This window comes from Streptomyces sp. NBC_01216 (assembly GCF_035994945.1).
In the GTDB taxonomy this organism is placed as follows: Bacteria; Actinomycetota; Actinomycetes; order Streptomycetales; family Streptomycetaceae; genus Streptomyces.
In genome coordinates, this window is the sequence record NZ_CP108677.1 from 2,152,310 (window position 1) to 2,172,843 (window position 20,534).

Annotated in this window: 16 protein-coding genes and 1 tRNA gene; 10 read left to right on the forward strand and 7 right to left on the reverse strand. The window is 72.7% G+C overall.

Going from position 1 to position 20,534, the window contains the following annotated elements; translation table 11 throughout:
* Positions 1-148: 148 nt before the first annotated feature.
* The 7 genes from rho to OG393_RS09045 all read right to left on the reverse strand — a co-directional run bounded on the left by rho (position 149) and on the right by OG393_RS09045 (position 9,965).
* Positions 149-2,191: a transcription termination factor Rho gene (gene rho, locus OG393_RS09015; RefSeq protein ID WP_327374112.1), complete on the reverse strand. Its 2,043-nt coding sequence runs from the start codon at positions 2,189-2,191 to the stop codon at positions 149-151.
* 381 nt (positions 2,192-2,572) lie between these two features.
* Positions 2,573-3,490: a homoserine kinase gene (gene thrB, locus OG393_RS09020; RefSeq protein WP_327374113.1), complete on the reverse strand. Its 918-nt coding sequence runs from the start codon at positions 3,488-3,490 to the stop codon at positions 2,573-2,575.
* 441 nt (positions 3,491-3,931) lie between these two features.
* Positions 3,932-5,050 (reverse strand): threonine synthase, encoded by a 1,119-nt coding sequence (thrC, locus tag OG393_RS09025; protein WP_327374114.1) that lies wholly within the window; start codon positions 5,048-5,050, stop codon positions 3,932-3,934.
* Between the two features lie 6 nt (positions 5,051-5,056).
* A complete protein-coding gene (locus OG393_RS09030) occupies positions 5,057-6,355 on the reverse strand; it encodes a homoserine dehydrogenase (RefSeq protein WP_327378362.1) in 1,299 nt (432 codons plus the stop codon).
* A gap of 108 nt (positions 6,356-6,463) precedes the next feature.
* On the reverse strand, positions 6,464-7,855 hold the full coding sequence (gene lysA / locus OG393_RS09035; RefSeq protein WP_327374115.1) for a diaminopimelate decarboxylase: 1,392 nt from the start codon (positions 7,853-7,855) through the stop codon (positions 6,464-6,466).
* A 10-nt stretch (positions 7,856-7,865) separates the two neighbouring features.
* A complete protein-coding gene (gene nrtL / locus OG393_RS09040; protein ID WP_327374116.1) occupies positions 7,866-9,098 on the reverse strand; it encodes an ArgS-related anticodon-binding protein NrtL in 1,233 nt (410 codons plus the stop codon).
* A gap of 267 nt (positions 9,099-9,365) precedes the next feature.
* Positions 9,366-9,965 (reverse strand): response regulator, encoded by a 600-nt coding sequence (locus OG393_RS09045; RefSeq protein ID WP_442817279.1) that lies wholly within the window; start codon positions 9,963-9,965, stop codon positions 9,366-9,368.
* A 51-nt stretch (positions 9,966-10,016) separates the two neighbouring features.
* Between OG393_RS09045 and OG393_RS09050 the strand changes: the two genes are divergently transcribed.
* The 10 genes from OG393_RS09050 to OG393_RS09095 all read left to right on the forward strand — a co-directional run bounded on the left by OG393_RS09050 (position 10,017) and on the right by OG393_RS09095 (position 20,365).
* Positions 10,017-10,088, forward strand: a tRNA-Arg gene (locus OG393_RS09050).
* Positions 10,089-10,676: 588 nt separating this feature from the next.
* Positions 10,677-11,381 carry a response regulator transcription factor gene (locus OG393_RS09055; protein WP_327374117.1) on the forward strand — a complete coding sequence of 235 codons (705 nt, stop codon included), beginning with the start codon at positions 10,677-10,679 and terminating at the stop codon, positions 11,379-11,381.
* Positions 11,378-12,748: a sensor histidine kinase gene (locus OG393_RS09060; RefSeq protein WP_327374118.1), complete on the forward strand. Its 1,371-nt coding sequence runs from the start codon at positions 11,378-11,380 to the stop codon at positions 12,746-12,748. Before OG393_RS09055 ends, OG393_RS09060 begins: the two co-directional genes overlap by 4 nt.
* Positions 12,749-12,872: 124 nt before the next feature.
* The gene (locus OG393_RS09065) at positions 12,873-13,316 is read left to right on the forward strand and encodes a hypothetical protein (RefSeq protein WP_327374119.1); all 444 of its coding nucleotides are present in this window, start codon (positions 12,873-12,875) and stop codon (positions 13,314-13,316) included.
* Positions 13,313-14,302, forward strand: coding sequence for an FAD:protein FMN transferase (locus OG393_RS09070; protein ID WP_327374120.1), 990 nt, complete (start codon positions 13,313-13,315; stop codon positions 14,300-14,302). Before OG393_RS09065 ends, OG393_RS09070 begins: the two co-directional genes overlap by 4 nt.
* A complete protein-coding gene (locus tag OG393_RS09075) occupies positions 14,299-14,988 on the forward strand; it encodes a ferric reductase-like transmembrane domain-containing protein (RefSeq protein WP_327374121.1) in 690 nt (229 codons plus the stop codon). Before OG393_RS09070 ends, OG393_RS09075 begins: the two co-directional genes overlap by 4 nt.
* Positions 14,985-16,307: an NADH-ubiquinone oxidoreductase-F iron-sulfur binding region domain-containing protein gene (locus OG393_RS09080; protein ID WP_327374122.1), complete on the forward strand. Its 1,323-nt coding sequence runs from the start codon at positions 14,985-14,987 to the stop codon at positions 16,305-16,307. The genes OG393_RS09075 and OG393_RS09080 overlap by 4 nt, the downstream gene beginning before the upstream one ends.
* The gene (locus tag OG393_RS09085) at positions 16,304-16,534 is read left to right on the forward strand and encodes a ferredoxin (RefSeq protein WP_327374123.1); all 231 of its coding nucleotides are present in this window, start codon (positions 16,304-16,306) and stop codon (positions 16,532-16,534) included. The genes OG393_RS09080 and OG393_RS09085 overlap by 4 nt, the downstream gene beginning before the upstream one ends.
* A 131-nt stretch (positions 16,535-16,665) precedes the next feature.
* Positions 16,666-18,990: a heavy metal translocating P-type ATPase gene (locus tag OG393_RS09090; RefSeq protein ID WP_327374124.1), complete on the forward strand. Its 2,325-nt coding sequence runs from the start codon at positions 16,666-16,668 to the stop codon at positions 18,988-18,990.
* Positions 18,991-19,555: 565 nt separating this feature from the next.
* On the forward strand, positions 19,556-20,365 hold the full coding sequence (locus OG393_RS09095; RefSeq protein WP_327374125.1) for an AAA family ATPase: 810 nt from the start codon (positions 19,556-19,558) through the stop codon (positions 20,363-20,365).
* The last annotated feature ends 169 nt before the right edge of the window (positions 20,366-20,534 follow it).

Consider the following 20,534-nt stretch of genomic DNA (forward strand, 5'->3'; position numbering starts at 1 on the left):
TCTGTGAGGTTTCGGTGAGCGAGCGGCCGGAAAGCCCCGCACAGCACGATGCCCACCGTGCGGGCACGGTGGGCATCGCGTCGTCTGCGCAGGTCACAGCGGTGGTGGCGGCCCCAGGGCCGGTCCCCGCCGCGTGACGGACATCTCGTCAGTCGTTGTTGCCGGCCGACGGGGTCGTCTTCTGGATCTGCAGCAGGAACTCGCCGTTCGACTTCGTCTGCTTCATCTTGTCGAGCAGCAGCTCGATCGCCTGCTGCTGGTCGAGCGCGTGCAGCACACGGCGCAGCTTCCAGGTGACGGCGAGCTCGTCGCTGCCGAGGAGGATCTCCTCCTTGCGGGTACCGGACGCGTCGACGTCCACCGCGGGGAAGATGCGCTTGTCGGCGAGCTTCCGGTCGAGCTTGAGCTCCATGTTGCCGGTGCCCTTGAACTCCTCGAAGATCACCTCGTCCATGCGGGAGCCGGTGTCGACCAGCGCGGTGGCGAGGATGGTCAGCGAGCCGCCGTCCTCGATGTTGCGCGCGGCACCGAAGAAGCGCTTCGGCGGGTAGAGCGCGGTCGAGTCGACACCACCGGACAGGATGCGTCCGGAGGCGGGCGCGGCGAGGTTGTACGCGCGGCCCAGGCGGGTGATGGAGTCGAGCAGGACGACCACGTCGTGACCCAGCTCGACGAGACGCTTGGCGCGCTCGATGGCCAGCTCGGCGACGGTGGTGTGGTCCTCGGCCGGACGGTCGAAGGTCGAGGAGATGACCTCGCCCTTGACCGACCGCTGCATGTCGGTGACCTCTTCCGGACGCTCGTCGACCAGGACGACCATCAGGTGGCACTCGGGGTTGTTGGTGGTGATCGCGTTGGCGACCGCCTGCATGATCATGGTCTTGCCGGTCTTCGGCGGGGCCACGATCAGGCCGCGCTGGCCCTTGCCGATCGGCGACACGAGGTCGATGATCCGCGTGGTCAGCACACCCGGGTCGGTCTCCAGACGGAGCCGGTCCTGCGGGTAGAGCGGGGTCAGCTTGTTGAACTCCGGCCGGCCGCGGCCGGAGTCGGCGGCCATGCCGTTCGCGGAGTCCAGGCGGACCAGCGCGTTGAACTTCTCGCGACGCTCGCCCTCCTTCGGCTGGCGCACGGCGCCGGTGACGTGGTCACCCTTGCGCAGGCCGTTCTTGCGGACCTGGGCGAGGGAGACGTAGACGTCGTTCGGGCCGGGCAGGTAGCCGGACGTCCGGATGAACGCGTAGTTGTCGAGGATGTCGAGGATGCCCGCGACGGGGATCAGGACGTCGTCCTCGTTGACCTGGACCTCGGTGTTGCCGAAGTCGTCACGGCCACGCCGGCCACGGCGGTCGCGGTAGCGCCCGCGACGGCCGCGACGGCCGCCCTCGTCGTCGAAATCGTCCTGGGGCCCGTTCTGCTGGCCCTGCTGGCCGCCCTGACGCTGCTGGCGCTGGCCGCCCTGGCCACCACCCTGCTGGTCGTCGCCCCGGCCGCGATCACGGCGGTCACGCTGACGGTCACCACGGTCACCACGGTCACCACGGTCACGGCGGTCACGGCGGCTTCGGCCCTCGGCGTTGTCGGCGGCGGTCTCGGCCTTGGCGTCGCCGGACGTGTCGGGCCGGGTCTCGGCGCGGGACTCGCCCTTGGCGGCCTGCGCGGTCTCCGTCTTGGCGTCGCCCTCCGGCGCACCGGCCGGGGCGGTGGCGCGGCGGCGACGGCGCTCGCCGGTGGGCTGGTCGTCACCGGCGCCGCCCTGCTCCGACGAAGCCGGGAGCTTCGGGGAGGGCTGACCGGGAATGTCGATCTGCTGCTGGGCGGCGGCCTTCTCGGCCTTCTCCGCCTTGGGGGCGGCGGTCTCGGCCGCCGCGTCGCCCGTACGGGCCTTGGAGGTGGCGCGGCGCTTCGGCTTGGTCTCGGCCGTGTCGGCGGGGGCGGCCTTGGCGGGGGCGGAGCCTCCGGCCTGCGCCTCCTTGATGACCTCGATCAGCTGGCTCTTGCGCATCCGCGCGGTGCCCCTGATGCCGAGGCCGGACGCGACCTGCTGCAGCTCGGCCAGGACCATGCCCTCGAGGCCGGTGCCGGAGCGGCGGCGCCGTGCGGTGGTGCCAGTGGCAGCACCTGCGGCGGGCGCGGTGGCGTCGACACTGTTGTCGGCAGTCACGCCCATCAGATCGGTGGTGTCGCTCACGAAGGGTCCTTCCCTGGAGCGGACGTCGGCCATCTGGCTCGGCGACCGGTTGTGCTGTCCGACGGCGGTCCTGATGTGTGAACCGTGTCGGGGCGGTGGTCCCGCCGGGTACGGCGGAAGAGGAAACGTGCTGTGGGTCCGGCCCGAGGTCCCCTGCTCGGCCCTCACCGTGGACGCGCGAGGGGTGTCGTGCCGGTTCCGGAGCGTGCTCAAAACTGCTCAGGCAGGCTGCTCAGGCAGTTGAGGAGGCTCCCGGAAGAAGGGGTGGTCCCTGATGGGGACACTCCGCACCGCGCCACAAGGACCTCGGGTGCAGACTTGAGGTTAACACTACCGGCTCCAACAAACATTCCCCCTCTCCATCACCGGCAATCCCGCGACCTAAGGAGCGAGCGGCAGAACACTCGCTCCGGACGCGTCGAGGTCGAGCCGGTTCGCGGCCCATCCCTCGCCCGCCAGTCGGGCGACCTTGTCGGCCGTCCCGCGTTCGGCCAGCGCGAGCACCGTGGGGCCCGCGCCGGAGATGACCGCGGGAACGCCGTCCCCCCGCAGTCGGTTCACGAGCGCGACGCTCTCCGGCATCGCGGGAGCCCGGTACTCCTGGTGGAGCCGGTCCTCGGTGGCCGCGAGCAGCAGCTCGGGACGGCGGGTCAGCGCCTCCACGAGGAGCGCGGCGCGCCCGGCGTTGGCCGCGGCGTCGACGTGCGGGACGGTGCGGGGCAGCAGCCCGCGCGCGGTCTCGGTCAGCACGGGCTTCCCGGGGACGAAAACCACCGGAACGACGGAATCGGAGGGATCCATCCTGATCGCTCGCGCGGCACCGGACTCGGTCCAGGCGAGGGTGAAACCGCCGAGCAGGCAGGCGGCGACGTTGTCGGGGTGGCCCTCGATCTCGGTGGCGAGTTCCAGCAGGGCCGTCTCGTCGAGCCGGACGTCCCCGCCTATGGTCACGGCGCGGGCGGCGACGATGCCGGCGCAGATGGCCGCCGAGGAGGAACCGAGGCCCCGTCCGTGCGGGATGCGGTTGGCGCAGACGACCTCGAGGCCGCGCGGCTGCCCGCCGAGCAGGCCGAAGGCCGTACGCAGGGAGCGTACGAGCAGGTGGCTCTCGTCGCGCGGGAGCGTGTCGGCGCCTTCTCCGGCGATGTCGATGTGCAGCCCGGAGTCGGCGACCCGGACGACGACGTCGTCGTAGAGACCCAGCGACAGGCCGAAGGCATCGAAGCCCGGGCCGAGGTTGGCGCTGGTGGCGGGAACGCGCACCCTTACGGCGGCGGCGCGGAACGCGGGACCGGCCATCGCTCGATGACTCTCCTTGACTCTGACTGCGGGTTTTCCAAGAGAAGTACGCAAGACCCAGGGGCCGTTTCTGCCTCGGAGGCGACAACGGCAACGACACCGCGCATATGCAACGGGGCGGGTTCTGGTACAGCCTATCGAAGGAAGGTTCTGTGGCGACATAGGGCGCACAGGAGGCGCACGATGCGTGTCGCGAGCCTTCCTGTGCGCCTATGTACGTTCCTGGTCGGGTTTGCCTCCGCGGCACGCCCGGTGAGCATCCGCCGGACTCGGCGAAACCGGGACCGGGCAGGGCCCGCGAGGGGGCCGGCCACACCGTTCACGAGCCCGGCCGGGCACCCGACCACGGCGCACGCGACCGGAGTTGCGCGCGCCGGACGCGGACCGGGAGCCATGGCCGGGCCGACGAGGCCCGGCACACGGTCACGGTCTCGTGCCGCGTCAGGCGAGGCCGAGGCGCTCGGCCGCCGCGGCGGCGTCCACCGGGACGGTCACCGGCTGAGGCGCCCCCGCGACCGCCCAGTCGGGGTCCTTGAGGCCGTTGCCGGTGACCGTGCAGACGATCCGCTGTCCCGGGTCGACCTTGCCCTGCTCGGCCGCCTTCAGCAGGCCGGCCACCGAAGCGGCCGACGCGGGCTCGACGAAGACACCCTCCTGAGCGGCCAACAGGCGGTAGGCGCGCAGGATCTCACGGTCCGTCACCTCGTCGATGAAGCCGCCCGACTCATCGCGTGCCGCGATCGCGTACTCCCAGGAGGCGGGGTTGCCGATGCGGATCGCGGTCGCGATGGTGGAGGGGTCCTTGACGACCTCGCCCCGCACCAGCGGCGCCGAGCCGGATGCCTGGAAGCCCCACATGCGCGGCCGGTGGCCCGCCAGAGCGGGCAGCGTACGGCGAGTGCCGTCCGCGGCGGAGGTGGCCGCGACACCCGGACGGGAGTACTCGGTGTACCCCTTCCAGTAGGCCGTGATGTTGCCGGCGTTGCCGACCGGCAGCACGTGGATGTCGGGGGCGTCGCCCAGCATGTCCACGATCTCGAAGGCGGCCGTCTTCTGGCCCTCGATGCGCACCGGGTTGACCGAATTGACCAGCGCCACCGGGTAGTTCTCGGAGAGGCTGCGGGCCAGCGTCAGACAGTCGTCGAAGTTGCCGTCGACCTGGAGGATCTTCGCGCCGTGCACCAGGGCCTGGCCCATCTTGCCGAGCGCGATCTTGCCCTGCGGCACGAGGACGGCCGACACCATCCCGGCACGCACCGCGTAAGCCGCCGCGGACGCCGAGGTGTTGCCGGTGGAGGCGCAGATGACGGCCTGCGCCCCCTCCTCCTTCGCCCGGGTGATGGCCATCGTCATGCCGCGGTCCTTGAAGGACCCGGTGGGGTTGGCGCCCTCGACCTTGAGGTGCACCTCGCATCCCGTGCGCTCGGAGAGCACCTGAGCGGGGACGAGCGGCGTACCCCCCTCACGGAGCGTGACGACGGGCGTCTCTTCCGTGACCGGAAGGCGGTCCCGGTACTCCTCGATGATGCCGCGCCACTGGTGGGTGCCCTTGCTGGTCATGGGTCCTTACTCCCCTTCAACACGCATGATGCTGGCGACACCGCGCACGGTGTCGAGCTGGCGCAGTGCCTCGACGGTCCCGGAGAGGGCGGCGTCGGGTGCGCGGTGGGTGACGACGACGAGAGAGGCCTCGATGTCTCCGTCGGGCCGACCTTGCTGGCGCACCGTGTCGATGGATACGCCGTGCTCGGCGAAGACCGTCGCGACCTGGGCGAGGACGCCCGGCTTGTCGGCCACGTCGAGGCTGATGTGGTAGCGCGTCACGACCTCGCCCATGGGGCTCACGGGCAGCTGGGTGTACGCGGACTCGCCGGGGCCGTTGGCCTCGTTGAGCTTGTTGCGGCACACGGCGACCAGGTCGCCGAGCACGGCCGAGGCCGTCGGGGAACCACCGGCGCCGGGGCCGTAGAACATCAGCCGGCCGGCCGCCTCGGCCTCGACGAACACCGCGTTGTACGCCTCGCGGACGGAGGCCAGCGGGTGGCTGAGCGGGATCATCGCGGGGTGGACGCGGGCGGTGACGGACGCGCCGTCGGCGGAGCGCTCGCAGATGGCGAGGAGCTTGATGGTGCAGCCCATGCGCTTGGCGGAGGCGAAGTCCGCGGCGGTGACCTCGGTCATGCCCTCGCGGTAGACGTCGTCGAGCCGCACACGGGTATGGAAGGCGATACCGGCCAGGATGGCGGCCTTGGCGGCGGCGTCGAAGCCCTCGACGTCGGCCGTCGGATCGGCCTCGGCGTACCCGAGGGCGGTCGCCTCGTCCAGCGCCTCGGAGTAACCGGCACCGGAGGTGTCCATCTTGTCGAGGATGAAGTTCGTCGTGCCGTTGACGATGCCCATCACACGGTTGATCTTGTCGCCGGCGAGGGACTCGCGCAGCGGCCGGATCAGGGGGATGGCGCCGGCGACGGCGGCTTCGTAGTAGAGGTCCTGGCCGTGCCGCTCGGCGGCGGCGTAGAGGCTCGCGCCGTCCTGGGCGAGCAGCGCCTTGTTGGCCGAGACCACCGAGACGCCGTGCTCGAAGGCGGTGGTGATCAGACTGCGGGCCGGCTCGACACCGCCGATGACCTCGACGACGACGTCGATGTCACCCCGTTTGACCAGGGCGGTGGCGTCGGTGGTGATGAGCTCGGGCGCGATGCCCTCGCGGACCTTGTCCGGGCGGCGGACCGCCACGCCGGCGAGCTCGACCGGAGCGCCGATGCGCGCCGCGAGGTCGGCGGCGTGCGTCGTCATGATGCGCGCCACCTCTGAGCCGACCACACCACAGCCCAGCAGCGCCACCTTCAGCGGACGCGTACGCATCATCCGACCTCGTCTCTCGTACTTCTTCGTATCTCTACGGTGGGAACCAGTCTCACTCACCGGACGGAGGTTTCTGCCCTCCGTCCGGATCCTGAGACATCTATTTCATCACCCGACATCGAGGCGCAGGAGATCTTCCTCCGTCTCACGCCGGACGATCACCCGGGCCTCGCCGTCGCGGACGGCGACGACGGGTGGGCGGAGCGCGTGGTTGTAGTTGCTGGCCATGGAGCGGCAGTACGCGCCGGTGGCCGGCACGGCGATCAGGTCGCCCGGCGCCAGGTCGGCCGGCAGGAACGCGTCCTTGACCACGATGTCACCGCTCTCGCAGTGCTTGCCGACGACCCGGGAGAGCATCGGCTCGGCCGTGCTGGTCCGCGAGACGAGCGCGACGCTGTACTCCGCGTCGTACAGCGCGGTGCGGATGTTGTCCGACATGCCGCCGTCGACGCTGACGTACGTCCGCAGCCCTTCGAGGGGCTTGACCGTGCCGACCTCGTACAGGGTGAAGGCGGTGGGGCCGACGATGGCGCGCCCCGGCTCGACGGAGATGCGCGGCGTACTCAGGCCGGCGGACTCGCACTCGCGCGTCACGATCTCGGTGAGCGCCTTGGCGATGTGGTGCGGCTCGCGCGGGTCGTCCTCGGAGGTGTAGGCGATGCCGAGTCCGCCGCCGAGGTCGATCTCGGGGAGCTCGACGCCGTGCTCGTCACGCACCTCGGCGAGCAACTGGACGACACGGCGGGCGGAGACCTCGAAACCGGCCATGTCGAAGATCTGCGAGCCGATGTGCGAGTGGATGCCGATCAGCTCGAGCCCGTCCAGCTTCAGCGCCCTGCGCACCGCCTCCGCGGCCTGCCCGCCGGCGAGCGCGATACCGAACTTCTGGTCCTCGTGCGCGGTGGCGATGAACTCGTGGGTGTGCGCCTCCACGCCGACCGTGACCCGGATCTGGACGCGCTGCCGCCTGCCGAGGGCCTGAGCCGTGTGGGCGACGCGGACGATCTCCTGGAAGGAGTCGAGGACGATGCGGCCGACACCGGCGGCGACGGCGCGCTCGATCTCCTCGGGGGACTTGTTGTTGCCGTGGAAGGCGATGCGCTCGGCGGGCATGCCCGCGTCGAGGGCGGTGACCAGCTCCCCGCCGGAGCAGACGTCCAGGTTCAGCCCCTCCTCCTTCAGCCAGCGGACGACGGCGCGGGAGAGGAACGCCTTGCCGGCGTAGAAGACGTCGGCGTCCTCGCCGAAGGCGTCGGCCCAGGCACGGCACCGGGCCCGGAAGTCCGACTCGTCGAGGAAGTAGCCCGGGGTGCCGAACTCCTCGGCGAGTTCGGTCACCGTCAGTCCGCCGACGGTGACGACGCCCCGCTCGTTCCGTTCGACCGTCCGGGCCCAGACCTTGGGGTCCAGTCGGTTCAGGTCGGTGGGCGGCGCGGAGTAGTGCCCCTCGGGGAGGACGTCGGCGTGGCGGGGCCCTGCGGGGTGGGCGGAACGGCTCATGTCAGCTCTTTCAGATCCGGTCGGGTGCGCTGATGCCGAGCAGGGACAGGCCACCGGCGAGCACCGTCCCGGCGGCTTCGGCGAGCGCGAGCCGGGAGCGGTGGGCGGCCGAGGGTTTCTCGTCGCCGCGGGGCAGCACCGTGTGCTGGAAGTCGAGCAGGGCATCGGCGACGCCTTCGAGGTGCCGGGCGACGCGGTCCGGGGCGCGGTGACGGGTGGCCGCGGCGAGCACGGCCGGATGGTCGCCGAGTACGGCGAGGAGCCGCCGGGCACGCGCCTCCGAGCCCTCGGCCCCGCCGGGCGCGCGCGGGCCGGCGGTGGCGGAGGTGCGGGCGGTGCCAGGGGCGCGGGCGGCGGTCCCGGACACGCCGGCTGTCTCCCGGATACCGGGGGCCCCCGGGGTGTCGTGGGCGCCGGCGGTCCCGGGGGCGCCGTGCGCCGGGGCGCGGCCGAAGCCGAGCTGCTCGGCGTTGCGTCGGAGCGCACGCGTCCGGGAGTGGGCGTACCGGACACGGAAGAAGGGGTTGCCCTCCTGCTGCCGGAGGAGGTCGTCGCCGAGACGGGCGGTGTCGTGCGCGGCGCCGGCGAGGAGCCCCCAGCGGGCGGCGTCGGGTCCCAGCCGCTCCAGCAGTTCGCGGGCGGTGTACGGCACGGGCAACGGGGCGACCTCGGCGACGAGCCGGCCCCGGGCGGCGGCTTCGGCCTCGCCTTCCTCGCCGGGCTCGGCGCCGTCCCGTACCCCGAGCAGGGCCCAGTCGGGATCGGCCGCGCCCTCGCACACCGTACGGACCCGGTACCCCTGCGCGACGAGAAGGCGGCGCAGGGCGTCGGCGGTGACGGCGGCGCGCAGGTCGGCGCGGTGAACGGGGCGCGCGGTCTCGCCGTGCGGCTCGCGCCATCCGTAGCGGCTGCCGCGCCGCAGGATCTCGTCGACGAGTTCCTGCCCCGCGTCGGGGCACAGGGTGAAGTTGAGGAAGCCGGCCCCGGTGATGTCGACGGCGGCGAGCCCGGGAGTCCGGTCGAGCCGCGTCTTCAGGACCTCCGCGATGTCGAGCGGCGCGCGCCCGGCGGGGCGGGCCAGGGTGAGCGCGATGTTGCTCGCGTAGTCGCCGCGTCCCCCGGGCCGGGGTCGCTCGACCTTGACCCGTGTCGGCAGTGCGCCGGCGTCGACCCGCAACTCGCCGTCGTCGACCGCGCGGCGCACGGCGCGCAGCACGGTGAGGGAGAGGTCCGCGGGGGTCACGGGACAAGCCTAGGGGAGAAGGGGGGGCCGAAAGCGAACCGGTTTCGCCATGCGGTCACTCACGCGCCGGGACCTGCGGACGGCCGCCTCGGCGCACGGCGCTCCACCGACCGGGTCGGAGGCGGGGCACGGGCCGGTACCTCACTCGAATGGGGCGGGTGCGCGGGCCGGGCTTCGACTGGACGCGCGGCGCGGCGTGGTCTGGCCCGTCCCCGGATGCGCACGGACCGGACCCGGGCCGGTGTACGCCGTGACGACGGCAACGCCTCAGAGACCCCGACCCGGGACGTTCCCGCTCCCCGCGTGGTCGGCACAGCGTCTGCCGTCGGGTCTGCCGTCACGGGCAGACGGACCCTCCTGACCGTCGCGGCGCTCACGCCGGTCGCGGTGCATGAGCTGCCGCACGACACGGACCAGCTCGGCGGGCTCGAAAGGCTTGGCCAGGAAGGCGTCGACACCGACGGCGACGCCGCCGCCGGCCTCGTACTGGGTGCAGGCGCTGACGATCGCGACCGGTACATGACGGGTCCGCGGATCGGACCGCAGCCGCTCGGCGGTCCGCAGACCGTCCAGACGGGGCATGACGACGTCCAGGGTGACGACATCAGGACAAACCTGGTGAACGACATCCAGACACTCGGCACCATCGGCCGCGGTCACCACCTCGAAGCCCTCAAGCTCGAGGTTGACCCTGATCAGCTGCCGGATCACCCGGTTGTCATCGACAACGAGCACCCGACCGGACACGCCTGACACACGAACGAGAGTAGGTCCCGGCGGACGGCCGCGTCCGCGTTTTACCCACTTCCGACCCGCGCGGGGGATCGAACCCCCGGTGACGCGACGGAAATACCTGTTCACGGGCACCGCTCCGATGCTGGTAGGGTTCTACCCGTCGCCGCCGAAAACGGCGGACACGCCCCCGTAGCTCAGGGGATAGAGCAACGGCCTCCGGAGCCGTGTGCGCAGGTTCGAATCCTGCCGGGGGCACTTCCGGAAAGAGGGTCTGACCAGCGGAAACGCAGGTCAGGCCCTTTCTCGTACATGCCAAAACGTAAACGGTCTATAGACCGTTGCTCTCTTCGGCTGTCCTGACGCACCGTCGCGCGGAGCCGATGTCGTCGGATCGCGGGTTTTCTCAGGTCAGAGCCGCCGCGCCGGATGCGTCGGCATCGCGCCAGCCTGCCTGTGGCGGCTCTTCGGGATGTTTCACCCCGCCTTCGCTCAGTAGTGCGGAATTCACGCGTGACCGGCCCAGATGCGCTGGAAACGCAAGCGGTCTGGTGGGTCGTTGCTCCTGGCGCTCGATATATGACATTTGCGCGATTAGCTTGGTTTCGTACCCGGCTGCCCGAGTACCGTCTTCCGCCCACGCGGACATCGACCCGGCCGATCGACCCGGCCATCGGCCCGGGGCCACGGTTCACCGCGTCGACAGCCATGGGCCTGGCGAGTCGGCGTGGGCGCCGTCGACGCCGTAGAGGGGCCCGAACGGCCCCTATCGTCATCATGGGGCGTTGACGCAGCCTGGGAGAGTCGGCGTAGTCGATACCTCAGCCGGAAGGTGGGCAGCCCGCAATGAGCGCCGGGGCCAGGGGTGATCCCGAGGAGACACGGGTGCTGGTCGTTGAGGACGACCGGGGCATCGCGGAGTCCTTGGTACGCGGCCTCCGGCAGGCCGGATACGAGGCCGAGGGTGTGCGGACCGGGCGGGCGGCGCTGTCGTCGCCCACGCCCGACGTCGTCCTGCTGGATCTTGGGCTGCCGGATATCGACGGTGTCGAGGTGTGCCGGAGACTGCGGGCACGGTCGGACGCCGCGATCATCGCGGTGACCGCGCGGGGCGAGGAGGCGGACCGGGTGGTGGCCCTGGACGAGGGCGCCGACGACTACCTGGTCAAACCCTTCGGTCTTGCCGAGCTCCTCGCGCGGATCCGGGCCGTGCTGCGCCGTCGGCGTCCGGCCGAGGCGGAGCTCCTGCGGCACGGGCCGCTGACGGTCGACCTCCGAACCCGGCAGGTCTCGGTCGACGGACATGCGGTGGCGCTGACGCCGAAGGAGTTCGGCATCCTGGAATGCCTGGCCGCGGACCCGGGCCGGGTGGTGAGCCGGCAGCAGATCCTGGAGCGGGCGTGGGACGCCCACTGGTACGGGCCGACGAAGGTGCTGGACGTGCACGTGGCGGCGCTGCGCCGCAAGCTCGGCGTGCCGGGCCTTGTCGAGACGGTCTACGGGCAGGGGTTCCGGCTCGGGGCGGTCGAGGTGCCGAGGGAGGGGTCGTGACCCGCCGGATCACCTGGACCCTGCTGGTCCTGACCGCCGTGCTGCTGGTCCTTGCCGTCGTGCCACTGGCGGTGTCACTGACGGCGCGCGAGCGCGTCGCCTACCGCGACAGCCAGCGGGCGGCCGCACGGGTGATCGCCGCGGCGGCCGAGGAGCACCTCTCCGACAACAAGCCCCCGACCGTCCTGAACCAGGAGCTCGACGCCGCGGCCCGGGCCGGGGACTGCGCGGTGGTGTACGACGCCGCCGGGCGGCTGGTGGCCGGTACGCCGTGTACGGCGGCCCGGGGCGAGGAGGCGGAGGAGCTGGTGGAGGACGTGCTGGCCGGTCATGAGCCGGAGCCGCCGGAGAACGAGGGGTGGCTGCTGGCCGCGGAACCGGCCGGTGAGGTACGCCGGCCCGCAGGGGCCGTCGTGCTGGCCCGCTCCGCTGGTCCGCTGGATGCCCGGATCGCGGCGATCTGGGGTTGGTCCGCCGTGATCAGCGTCGCGGGTCTCGCCGCGGCCGCGCTGCTGTCCGTACGGCTCGCCCGCTGGGTCAGCCGCCCGTTGTCGACGCTGGACGCCAGCGCCCGGCGGCTGGGCGAGGGCGCCCTCGACGAGCGGGCCGAGGTCAGGGCCGGCCCACCGGAAGTGCGCCGGCTGGCCGCTACCTTCAACACCATGGCCGCCCGCACGGAGGCCCTCGTCCACGGTCACCGTGCCGTGATCGCCGATGTGTCCCACCAGTTGCGCACGCCGCTGGCCGCGCTGCGGCTGCGCCTCGACGTGCTGGCCGCCGGTGCCGAGGGCGACACCGCCGTGGAGCTGGCCGCCGCGCAGGAGGAGATCGCACGGCTGTCCCGGCTGGTCGACGGACTCCTGGCGGTCGCGCGTGCCGAGCAGGCGACACCGTGTCCGGCTGCGGTGCGGGTCGACGAGGTGGTCGCCGAGCGGGTGGCGGCCTGGTCCCCTGTCGCTGAGGAGCACGGCATCCGGCTGACCGCCATGCCTGCGGGGCTGGCCCTGTCCGTCGCGATGGGCGCGGGTCATCTGGAACAGATCCTCGACAACCTGATCGCGAACGCCGTGGAGGCCGTGCCCGAAGGCGGGAGCATCACCATCGGCCATGATGCCGTACGTGGCGTGGCCCGGGTGTTCGTGCGAGACGACGGTCCCGGGATGGCGGACCAGGCGAGGGCGGTGGCCTTCCGTCGGTTCGGCAACCCTGAGGCAAAGGGCGCGGGACTGGGGCTCGCCATCGTGCACCGGCTGGTCACCGTCAACGGCGGTACGGTGCGCCTCGAGGACACCCCGGGCGGCGGGCTGACCGTCGTACTGGAGCTTCTTCTGTGGGCTGAGGACGGGCACGGGCGGGGCGGGGCGTAGAGCTTCACGGCGTGGAGATCTTTACCGGTTCTGAAGGAGACGTGAGCGAGTTCCCGGGTGCGGTGAGCACAGCCTGGAGGTGCACGCAGCCGATCCGGGCCGCCGATTCTCCAGGAGCGCTGCCATGGCCCCCTCGCCCGAAGACTTCCAGCCGACACCCACCCCCGCCGCTTCCTACGCGCGCGATCGCGGTCTGCGCCGCAGCCGCCGCACCACCCGGTGGATCGCGGTCACGGCCGCCGCCGCTGCGGCAGCCCTGGGCGGCTTCTACACACACCTGCTGCCGGGCGGTTCGGCCGCCTCCGCACCCACGAACGTACCGGCGAACGCACCGGTGCAGAATGCCGCGCCGTCGACTTCCGCCACCGTGGGGAAGGACGACGAGGGGCGCGAGGAGCAGGACGGCGACGAGAACGAGGACGACGCGGAGGGTAGGGTTCCGGTCGCGCAACCAGCTCCGCAGCCGCCGACCCAGCCGACCACCGTGGCGCCACCGGCCCCGCAGCCCCCGGCCCAGCCGCCCGTCGCGACCCAGCAGCAGCCGCAGACCACGACGGGGGCATCATGAACACCTACCCCTGGTCGCCCGCTCCCGCCCAGATCGTCTTCCCGGCGCTGGGCACCACGGCCGTCCTGCTCGTCACCGATCCGGACGCTCTGCCCGCCGCGGAAGCGGTGCTGCGCACCGAGCTGGCCGCCGTCGACCGTGCGTGCAGCCGCTTCCGGCCTGATTCCGAGCTCAGCCGTGTGAACCTGAACGCGGGCTGCACGACGGCGGTCAGCGCGTACTTCGCGGTGGCCCTGGAAGCCGCGCTGCGGGCCGCCAGGCTCACGGACGGCGCGGTGGACCCGACCGTGGGCAGCGCGGTGATCGCGCTCGGCTACGACCGTACGTTCGCGTCCGTACGCCCCGACGACGCCCGCCCCGTGCCCGTGGCCCGGCCCGTGCCCGGCTGGCGGCACATCGACTTCGACTCGCGCGCCCGCCGGCTGCGCCTGCCTGCGGGCACCCGTCTCGATCTGGGCGCGACGGCCAAGGCCCTGGCCGCCGACCGGGCCGCCCGGCAGGCCGCCACCCTGACGGGCTGCGGGGTGCTGGTCGGTCTCGGCGGCGACCTGGCGACCGCCGGGCCGGCTCCCGAGGGCGGCTGGCGGATCGCCCTCGCCGACGACCACGCCCGACCCGACCCGCAGGGCGGTGCCGCTGTGGCGGTGACCGGTGGGGCGCTGGCGACCTCGGGCATCCGGGTGCGGACCTGGCGGCGCGGCGGCCGGGTGCTGCATCACATCGTCGACCCGGCCACCGGAGAACCCGCCGCACCCGCGTGGCGCACGGTCACCGTCGCGGCCGCCACGTGCGTGGACGCCAATGCCGTCAGTACGGCGGCGATCGTGCTCGGCAACCCGGCTCTGGACTGGGTACGCGCCACCGCCCTGCCCGCCCGGCTGACGGGCCTCGACGGCACCGTCGTACGCCTCGGCGGCTGGCCGGCCGACTCCCACGCCCCCGCCCCGTCGGGTTCCCCGGCCGCAGTCGTGGGAGGCTCGCGATGACGACACTGGCCCTGGTCGGCAGCCCCCTGTGGTACGCCAGCCGTGCGGGCGGCACCGTCGCCCTGGTCCTGCTCACCGCCACCGTGGTGCTCGGCATCGCCTCCGGCGGACGGACCTCGCCCCGGCGGATCGGCCGCTTCGAGATCGGGCTGCTGCACCGCAACCTGTCCCTGCTCACCCTGGTGTTCCTCACCCTGCATGTGGCGACGGCGGTCCTCGATCCGTTCGTGCACCTGAGCTGGGCCGTGTCCGTGGTGCCGTACGGGGCGTCCTACCGGCCCCTGTGGCTCGGACTCGGCACGGCCGCCTTCGATCTGCTGATCGCCGTCCTGGTCACCAGCGCGGTGCGGCACCGGTTGGGCGTGCGCCGGTGGAAGGCCGTGCACTGGCTGGCCTACGCGGCCTGGCCGATCGCCCTGTTCCACAGCGTCGGGACCGGCACCGACACCCGGCTCCCCCTCCAACTGTGGCTGTACGCCGCCTGCCTCGCAGCGGTGGTCGCTGCCGTGGGGTGGCGGCTGGCGAAGGCCGGTCCGGGGCATGTCACCGGGCGTCTGACGGCCGCCGTGGCCGCGATCGCCGTACCCGTGGTGTTGACCGCGTTCCTCGCCACCGGGCCGCTCCAGCCGGGCTGGGCGCAGCGCGCCGCCGTGACGCCAACGGTCCTGATCGGAGGTGGACGATGAACACGACGACGGGCGCGATGAACTCCTCCGCCTTCTCCCCGGCGCACCACGCGCCCCGGCTCCTCTCCGGCTGGTGTTCCACCGGTGCGACGGCCACCCTCGTCGAGCATCTGCGGCGCTACGGCCCGCCGGCTCTGGGCACTCGTACGTCGCCGATGTCCGTGGTGGAGGCCGTCGAGGCGGCCGGGCTCACCGGGCGCGGCGGTGCCGGGTTCCCCACCGGCCGCAAGCTGCGCGCGGTCGCGGAACGGGGCGGCCGGGCCGTGGTGGTCGTGAACGCGATGGAGAGCGAACCGGCGAGCCTCAAGGACGAGTTCCTGCTCACCGTCGCACCCCATCTGGTCCTGGACGGCGCCGTGCTTGCCGCGACCGTGGTCGGTGCCGACATCGTCCATGTGTGTCTGCCCCGCACTCGCGCCGTCCAGTTCGGGCAGCTGCGCGCGGCCCTGGACGAACGGCGGAGCGCCCGCCTCGACCCGGTGCGGCTGCGCCTCCACGCTCTTCCGCACACCTATGTGTCCAGCGAGTCGACGTCCCTGGTGCGCTGGCTCAACGGTGGCCCGGCACGCCCGCAGGGCAGCCCGCCCCGTACCCATGAACGCGGTGTCGCCCGCCGCCCCACGCTGGTGAGCAACACCGAGACCTTCGCCCACCTGGCCCTGATCGCCCGCTACGGGGCGGACTGGTTCCGGCAGGCGGGAACGCCGGACGAGCCCGGCACGCTGCTCGTCACCGTCTCCGGTGCGGTCGCGGCGCCGGGCGTCCTGGAGACCGCGTTCGGGACACCCCTCGACGTGATCCTGGACCGCGCCGGAGGCCGTACGGAGTCCCTGCAAGCGCTCTTGCTGGGCGGGCTCGGTGGCACCTGGCTTCCCGCGGAGCATCTGCGCGTGCCGCTCGCCCGGCGCGAGCTGGCCCCGTTGGGCGCCGCACCCGGTGCGGGCGTGCTCGTCGCTCTGCCCCGGGCGGCCTGCGGCCTGTCCGAGACGGCGCGCATGCTCGCGTACCTCGCCGCCGACGGCGCCGGTCAGTGCGGTCCGTGCCGCTTCGGACTGCCCGCCGTGGCGGAGGACTTCGCCGCGCTGGCTGCGGGACGGTCCGACCCGGACCGGCTGTCCCGGCTGCGCCGGCGGGTCGGTCTGCTGCCGGATCGGGGTGCCTGCCGCCACCCCGACGGCGCCGCCCGCCTGGCCGCCTCCGCCCTGCGCGCCTTCGCCGACGACATCGACCACCACCTCACCCAGGGCGCCTGCGCCGCGGCCCACCGGCCGCCGCGGATCCCCGTGCCGCCCGCCGTACCCCCGGAGACCTGGCGATGACCCCCGCGACCCCCGTGACGTCCGCCAAGACCCTGCGTATCGACCGCATCGCCTGCACCGGGCAGGGCCTGTGCGGGGAACTACTGCCCGAGCTGATCGACCTCGACGAATGGGGCTACCCCATCGTCAAGGACCGGGCCGTCCCCGACCACCTGCGCGCCCACGCCCGCCGGGCCGCCGCGGCCTGCCCCCTGCTGGCGCTCCACCTCGATGCCGGCCGGACGTGACGGGCGGGCGCCGATCCCGGCCGTCCGGCCCGGCAGAAGGGCCGGACGGCCCCTGCCGCCGAGGACACCGCCACGATGGGATGGAGGGACCTAGCCCCGCGGTCGCCGCACCGCACGGATCGAGGTGCGCCATGAACCCCGCCGCGGCAGGTCTGCGCCGCATCGCCGCCGCCATCACCTCTCTGCGGCTCGAGCCGGTCCTCCTGGCCGTCACCGCGGCCGCGCTGGCCGGCGGCGGCATCGCCTGGCTCGTCGGCGCGCACGGCCTGTCGGACCTGTTGTGGGCTCTGGGAACCGTCGCCGCCGTCGTGCCCGCCGTGGTGTGGGTGCTCACCGCGCTGCGCCGCGGACACGCGGGCGTCGACCTGATCGCCGTACTCGCACTCGGCGGCACCCTGGCCGTGGGCGAGTACCTGGCCGGCGCCCTGATCGCCCTCATGCTCGCCACCGGCCGCACCCTCGAAGCCGCGGCCCAGCGGCGTGCCTCGCACGACCTGCGCGCCCTGCTGGAGCACGCGCCGCGCTCGGCACGCCGCCGCACGGACGCCGGGGTGGTCACGGTCCCACTGGCCGAGGTCGCCGTCGGTGACCTGCTCGTCGTCGGCCCCGGCGAGGTCGTGCCCGTCGACGGCCGAGTGGAGAGCGCCGCCGCCGTCCTTGACGAGTCGGTCCTCACCGGCGAGTCCCTCCAGGTCGAGCGGCCCCGGGGCGAGGCGGTCCGCAGCGGCGTGGTCAACGCGGGCGGCGCCTTCGAACTGCGGGCCACCGCCACCGAGCAGGACAGCACGTATGCGGGGATCGTGCGGCTGGCCCGCCAGGCCGGGGCCGAGTCCGCGCCGGTCGTGCGGCTGGCGGACCGGTACGCGGCCTGGTTCCTGCCCCTGTCCCTCGTGGTGGCGGGACTGGCCTGGCTGGTCAGCGGCTCCGCGGTACGCGCGGTCGCCGTCCTGGTCGTCGCCACGCCCTGCCCTCTGCTGCTGGCCGCCCCGGTCGCCATCGTCTCGGGTCTCTCCCGCGCCTCGCGCCTCGGCGTGGTCATCCGCGACGGCGGCGCACTGGAGAACCTCGGCCGCGCCCGTACCCTTCTGCTCGACAAAACCGGCACCCTCACCCGCGGCCGCCCCCGCGTCCTCGATGTCACCGCGGCCCCCGGCACCACTCCCTCGGAAGTCCTGCGTCTGGCGGCCTCGGTCGACCAGTACTCGCCGCACGTCCTCGCGCAGGCCATCGCCGACACCGCCCGGGAACGCGACCTCGCGCTCTCGGTCCCGGCGGACGTCTCCGAGGAGCCCGGCCGGGGAGCCACCGGCAGCGTGGACGGGCACCGGGTCTCCATCGGCCGCCTCGGCCCCGACGACGCACGGCCCCCGTGGGCCAAGGCGGTCGACAACCGTGCGCTCCTCGACGGCGCGTCCGTGGCCTGGCTCACCGTTGACGGCCGGCTCTCCGGTGCGATCCTGCTGCGCGACCCGCTGCGGCACGACGCCCCGCGCACCCTGCGCCATCTGCGGGCGGCGGGCATCCAGCGGCTCCTGATGCTCACCGGCGACCGTGCCGCACCCGCCCACGAGGTCGCCGCCGTCCTCGGCCTCGACGGCGTGCTCGCCGAACTGACCCCGGCAGGCAAGGTCACCGCCGTACGCGACGAGCGTGAGCGCGCGGTCACCGTCATGGTCGGCGACGGCGTCAACGACGCCCCCGCCCTCGCCGCCGCCGACATCGGCGTCGCCATGGGCGCCCGAGGTTCCACGGCCTCCTCGGAAGCCGCCGACATCGTCCTGACCACCGACCGCGTGGACCGCCTCGCCGACGCCGTCACCATCGCCCAGCGCGCCCGCCGCATCGCCGTGCAGAGCGCCCTGGGCGGCATGGTCATGTCGCTGGCGGCCATGGCCGCTGCCGCCGCCGGTCTGCTGCCGCCCGCCGCCGGCGCACTGCTCCAGGAAGCCATCGACGTCGCCGTGATCCTGAACGCCCTGCGCGCCCTGCGCGTCGACCAGGCCGCGCGTCCGGCCCTCACCCCCGCCGCCGAAGCCCTCATCCACCGCTTCGCGGCCGAACACGACGACCTGCGCGACGTCCTCGACTCCGTACGTGACGCCGCCGACCGGCTCTCCGACACCCCCGGCCCGACCGCCCTGGCGGCCGTGGAGGAAACGCACCGGCTGCTGACCGAACGCCTGCTGCCTCACGAGTACGCCGAGGAGCACCAGCTCTACCCGGCGCTGGCCCCCACGCTCGGGGGACCCGAGGCCACCGCCACCATGAGCCGCGCCCACACCGAGATCGAACGACTCTCCCGCCGCATCGCCACCCACCTGCAACTCGCCCGCACAAGCGGCGCACTGGCCCCCGAACAAGTCGACGACCTGCGCTCCTGCCTCTACGGCCTGAACACCGTCCTGCGCCTGCACTTCACCCAGGAAGAAGAGAACTACTTCTCCCTCGCGCCATGAAACGACGGCGTACCGGGCACGTGCCCCACCGGTGTTGTGTCTTCGGCCGGCCCGTGGGCAAGCACTCCTACGGGGGCTACCCGCCCGAATAGGCCACTGCCCTCCAACCATCGCCTGGGGCGATTGCTGGAGATGACCCAAGTACCCTGCGCCACGGCTGGACCGGCTACCTGGTCGATCGGCATCTGCCAGACTCTCCGTCGAGCGGCCGGGGCGACGGAACCGCTCCAGCGGGGACCAAGGCGAGTTCGAGTGCTCGCCCTCCAGCGGTCCCGCCGCGAGGCGGCGGGACCGGGCCATCAGCTCCGCTCGGCGACCGCGGCCAGGCGGTCGCGGTAGTGGTCCCACCACTGCTCGTTCGCCGAGGGCAGTCGCTCGCCCTTGGGCAGTAGCCCGCCGACCTCGCGGATCCTGGCAGCAACCGCTTCAACAGGGCCGTACGATGCAGACGCGGGGGCCGCTGTGAGTTCCCGGGTATCGAATCAATGAAGCCCCGCTTTCAAGGGCAGCCGCATCAGGAGGGTGACAGGCGACGGCAGCGAACGCCGAGCACCTGAAAGCCCTGGTGCGCGCACATGGCGACGCCGATGACGATCTCTTCTACAGCGTTGCCCTGCAGGTAGCGGCGAAGTCCGCCCGGCAGGGGCAGGGAAAGTTCGCTGTGGACCTACGCGAGCTGGTCGAGACCGCGCGGCAGAAACAAGGGCAGGTCGGAAAACGGCGTGCCGCGACGCCGGTGGTGCAGCCCCGCGGCGAGCTCTCCAGCCTGCTGACGGCCGGGTACCCCGACATCCAGCTGGACGACATGACGCTCGATGCCGGGCTGCGCGCTTCCCTGGACCGGGTGCTGCACGAGCAGCGCCAGCGCGCCCGGCTGGAGCGGTTCGGCTTCACCCCAGTACACCGGATCCTGCTGTCGGGGCCTCCGGGGACGGGCAAGAGCATGACCGCCGCAGCGTTGGCGGGCGAGCTGAAGCTGCCGTTGTTCACCATCCGTCTGGACGGTCTGATCAGCCGGTTCATGGGCGAGACGGCGGCGAAGCTGCGTCTGGTCTTCGACGCGGTGGCCCAGACACGGGCGGTGTATCTGTTCGACGAGTTCGACGCGCTCGGGGCTGAGCGGGCGGCGGGCAATGACGTCGGCGAGGCCCGCCGGATCCTGAACTCGTTTCTTCTGTTCCTGGACGAGGCGCCTTCCGAGAGCCTCGTGGTGGCCGGCACCAATCACCACCAGCTGCTGGACCGGGCGCTCTTCCGCCGATTCGACATGGTCGCCACCTACGGTCCCCCCACGCCGGAGCAGGCGGTTGCGGTGATGCGCCGGCGTCTGGCCGGAATGGATACGAGCACAGTACGACCAGGACGCGGTGAGTGAGCAGCTCCTGCTGGAAGCGCTGACCGAGCGGCATGCCTCCCGCCATGCATGAGCCCTCCGCCTCCGCACGGTCCGCTCCGCACCTGATCGTGCCCTGGCAGGCCACCACGCTGACACCGCGCTCCGAACCCTCTGGCGGAGGCGGTCCGAAGCTGGTCCGTCGCGAACC

What these genes read in the sequence shown, in the direction of transcription:
- thrB (WP_327374113.1), bottom strand. Translation starts at nt 3,490, where the DNA reads ATGGCCGGTCCCGCGTTCCGCGCCGCCGCCGTAAGGGTGCGCGTTCCC.
- thrC (WP_327374114.1), bottom strand. Translation starts at nt 5,050, where the DNA reads ATGACCAGCAAGGGCACCCACCAGTGGCGCGGCATCATCGAGGAGTAC.
- OG393_RS09030 (WP_327378362.1), bottom strand. Translation starts at nt 6,355, where the DNA reads ATGCGTACGCGTCCGCTGAAGGTGGCGCTGCTGGGCTGTGGTGTGGTC.
- lysA (WP_327374115.1), bottom strand. Translation starts at nt 7,855, where the DNA reads ATGAGCCGTTCCGCCCACCCCGCAGGGCCCCGCCACGCCGACGTCCTC.
- OG393_RS09055 (WP_327374117.1), top strand. Translation starts at nt 10,677, where the DNA reads ATGAGCGCCGGGGCCAGGGGTGATCCCGAGGAGACACGGGTGCTGGTC.
- OG393_RS09065 (WP_327374119.1), top strand. Translation starts at nt 12,873, where the DNA reads ATGGCCCCCTCGCCCGAAGACTTCCAGCCGACACCCACCCCCGCCGCT.
- OG393_RS09070 (WP_327374120.1), top strand. Translation starts at nt 13,313, where the DNA reads ATGAACACCTACCCCTGGTCGCCCGCTCCCGCCCAGATCGTCTTCCCG.
- OG393_RS09075 (WP_327374121.1), top strand. Translation starts at nt 14,299, where the DNA reads ATGACGACACTGGCCCTGGTCGGCAGCCCCCTGTGGTACGCCAGCCGT.
- OG393_RS09080 (WP_327374122.1), top strand. Translation starts at nt 14,985, where the DNA reads ATGAACACGACGACGGGCGCGATGAACTCCTCCGCCTTCTCCCCGGCG.
- OG393_RS09085 (WP_327374123.1), top strand. Translation starts at nt 16,304, where the DNA reads ATGACCCCCGCGACCCCCGTGACGTCCGCCAAGACCCTGCGTATCGAC.
- OG393_RS09090 (WP_327374124.1), top strand. Translation starts at nt 16,666, where the DNA reads ATGAACCCCGCCGCGGCAGGTCTGCGCCGCATCGCCGCCGCCATCACC.